Below are 3,020 nucleotides of genomic sequence, written 5' to 3'. Positions count from 1 at the left end.
AAGGACAACCTTTAGGTAAGTTCTGGGGATTGGTAAGTGATGGTGTAGACCCACAAACAGGTGATATCAAATACAAAGATCTCAATGGCGATGGTAGAATTAGCGTATCCGATAAAACTTATATAGGCGACCCTAACCCCGATTTACCTTTGGACTTACCAATGACTTCGCTTATAAAAACTTTACTTTGAGTGTCTTCTTCCAAGGTTCTTATGGCAATGATATCTACAACGCTTCTCGTATAGAAACTGAAGGTATGTACGATGGTAAAAACCAATCAACAGCAGTACTCAACCGTTGGAGAAAACCAGGTGATGTTACCGATATCCCTCGTGCGGTAAAAAGTACCGATAACATCAAAGCATCATCTCGTTGGGTGGAAGACGGTTCCTACTTGCGCCTCAAAACGCTTACTTTAGCCTATAATGTACCTGTAGATGCCTTAGAAAAATACGGTATTCGCAGATACAACCTTACTTCACCGCTCAAAACCTTTGGACACTTACTAACTACAAAGGCTTTGACCCCGAAGTAAACGAAGGACTCTCTGGTCCTACTATGGGTATCGACTGGGGTACCTATCCTCAAACCAAATCTTTTATTTTTGGCTTAAACATTGAGTTTTAAGAAAAACTTTCATTCATTTATTAATATACTTACCCCTAATAGTTCGCCTTTGCGGATTCTCCCCCTTCGGGGGGGCGGGGGCTAATAAACCTATACAAAAATGAAAAAATATATATACCTTGCACTTTCGTTGGTAGCTCTAACGGCGTGCAGTTTAGATAAAGACCCTATCTCCGATTTCAACGAGAAGAATATGAACGGTAAAGGAGGGACTACCATTGAAACCAAAGCTCAGATGAAAGCTCGTTATGAGGCTATCTACACCTTTATACAAGGAAGTGCGCAAGAGTTTTGGACGCTCGACTTACTGATGAATACTGAAGTACGTGCCGATAATGCTTACGCAGGTGGAACCGATGCTCCTATTACTTCTATCGAACAAAATAGCCAAGACCCTTCTAACAAGAATATCACTCGCGACTGGCAAAAATACTTAGAAGGTATCAACTTAGCGAACGTAGTGATTGCCAATGTAGATAAAGTGCCCGATGCTTCTCTTAGTGATAGCGAACGCAAACAGTGGAAAGCTGAAGCTCGTATTTTCAAAGCGTGGTTGCTTTTTGATATGACGCGTCTTTGGGGAGAAGTGCCTATCCCTTCTGAGGATATCCCTACCATTACTTCCGATAATATCGGAGAGACTTATGCTAAACTTTTCCCTCCTCGTAGTTCAGTAGCCGAAGTATACAGCACTATCAAAGAAAACTTAGAAGCGGCTGTAAACGATGCACCTGCTGTAAATACTGCCAATAAGTTTATCTTTAGCAAGGCAGTAGCTAATGCTCTTTTAGCGCACGTATATGCCGAAAAACCTATACGCGACTACAACAAAACCATTCAGTATTGCGATGCGGTGATAGGAGCAGGCTTTTCATTAGTACCTAATTATGCCGACTTGTTTCAACTCAACCACATTTAATCATCTAGAACCATTACCCCGATTTTCGAAAAAGAAGAAATAAAGAAGGTGTTAGAGACTTATCACAACAAAATACAAAAAGAGATTTGAAGGTGTTCAGAATAGTTATTATAATGGTTATTTGATAGTGTCTAAATGTTATAAATTATATAATGTGTCAAATAAAAATTTAAAGAAAGCCTATTACAACCTACTATCTAATGATAGATTACAAAAAGAATGGATAGAGGATTATATGAGAGATTATTTAGATTATTATTTTATTAAAGTTCAAACTGAATAATAGATTGGAAATGTTTAAGCAACATTGTTATCAAGCGAGCAATGGGGAGATGTATTAAAAAATATGAAAAGAATTATAATACTATTTGTTGCAATCTCAATAATATCTTGTAAAAACAGAGTAAATTATGATAGTTCAACTTACTTAACAGAAGAAGATACAATAAGAGAACCATATAAAAGTCCTATACCTCAAAAAACTAAGTATAACCTCACAAAGTTATATTATCGTGTTCTCTTTAATGAAGACCATAAAAGGCTTGAAATAGACACTTTTAGTTATGTAGAGATTAGAGACAATCTTTTGATAGATAAAATATCGATGGATTGGTTTCTTTTAAAAATCAATAAAATAGATACTATTTCAGGGGTAGTAAACATACATATAGGGGAAGAGTCTCAGTATGAGGATGACCCAAAATTATATGAGTGGGGTAACATATACAGCAATAGATATACTTATCATATCAAAAGAAAAGATAAATATTTTTCTATAACAAATGATGTAATAGAAGATGACCCAGATTTTTATATTGAAAAAAGAAAAAGTAAAAGATTCAGGATTAAAGTATTATACCTATGAAGATCAAGTGGATTAAAAAGAAGATTCAGAAACACAAAATTATTACATAAAAGTAGAAGCCTACGCAGGCAAGAAAGAAACGAATACTTTTGAACTTAGTTTTGAAAGTAAGCAAGTTGAAGTGAGTAAAAGCCCTATAAAAGTAGAGGTTGGAGAAAAGAATTGTAGAACGTTCTCCCGTTTCCCAAAGTCAATTAGTATGTAGCTAAATAGATACCTCAATTTTAAAATATTCAGATGGTAAAGATTTATTATTTTTATTTCGGCGTGTTTATTGTTGTTTTCTTGCAATAATAACAATACCCAAGTATCATCTTCTGATGATATTAGAGATACTATTTCCTCTATCAAAGAGATACCATAGTAGAAAAAGATACAATTGCACCAATTCAAGTGCCTAAAGAAGAAACTGATGAAGCTACAAAGATGATTTTAGAATTTTATGACAAGTATATCAGGCTGCAAGATAAAATGCTTTGTCCTGATTGTCAAGAAGAATTGATAAGAATTAAGAAAAGATATTTATCAAATAAATTAATAAAAAAAATAGAGCCCTCGGAAGATCTAGATATGGATCTTATTGTAAATGCCCAAGATGTTTTCATAGAA

General features: G+C 34.9%; 2 protein-coding genes and 2 pseudogenes. All 4 read left to right on the top strand.

What is annotated here, in order from left to right; translation table 11 throughout:
- Positions 1-627: pseudogene (locus DR017_RS14475) on the top strand (SusC/RagA family protein); the annotation flags it as partial.
- A 100-nt stretch (positions 628-727) separates the two neighbouring features.
- Positions 728-1,546 (top strand): RagB/SusD family nutrient uptake outer membrane protein, encoded by an 819-nt coding sequence (locus DR017_RS03920; protein ID WP_256587530.1) that lies wholly within the window; start codon positions 728-730, stop codon positions 1,544-1,546.
- A gap of 346 nt (positions 1,547-1,892) precedes the next feature.
- Positions 1,893-2,411 carry a hypothetical protein gene (locus DR017_RS03910; RefSeq protein ID WP_111944739.1) on the top strand — a complete coding sequence of 173 codons (519 nt, stop codon included), beginning with the start codon at positions 1,893-1,895 and terminating at the stop codon, positions 2,409-2,411.
- 237 nt (positions 2,412-2,648) lie between these two features.
- Positions 2,649-3,020, top strand: a pseudogene (locus DR017_RS03905) (DUF3828 domain-containing protein); the annotation flags it as partial.

It is taken from the genome of Capnocytophaga sputigena, assembly GCF_900446695.1.
In the GTDB taxonomy this organism is placed as follows: Bacteria; Bacteroidota; Bacteroidia; order Flavobacteriales; family Flavobacteriaceae; genus Capnocytophaga; species Capnocytophaga sputigena.
This window is presented reverse-complemented; position numbering and strand designations above follow the sequence as displayed.

Coding starts and splice junctions, on each gene's coding strand:
- DR017_RS03920 (WP_256587530.1), top strand. CDS start 728: ATGAAAAAATATATATACCTTGCACTTTCGTTGGTAGCTCTAACGGCG.
- DR017_RS03910 (WP_111944739.1), top strand. CDS start 1,893: ATGAAAAGAATTATAATACTATTTGTTGCAATCTCAATAATATCTTGT.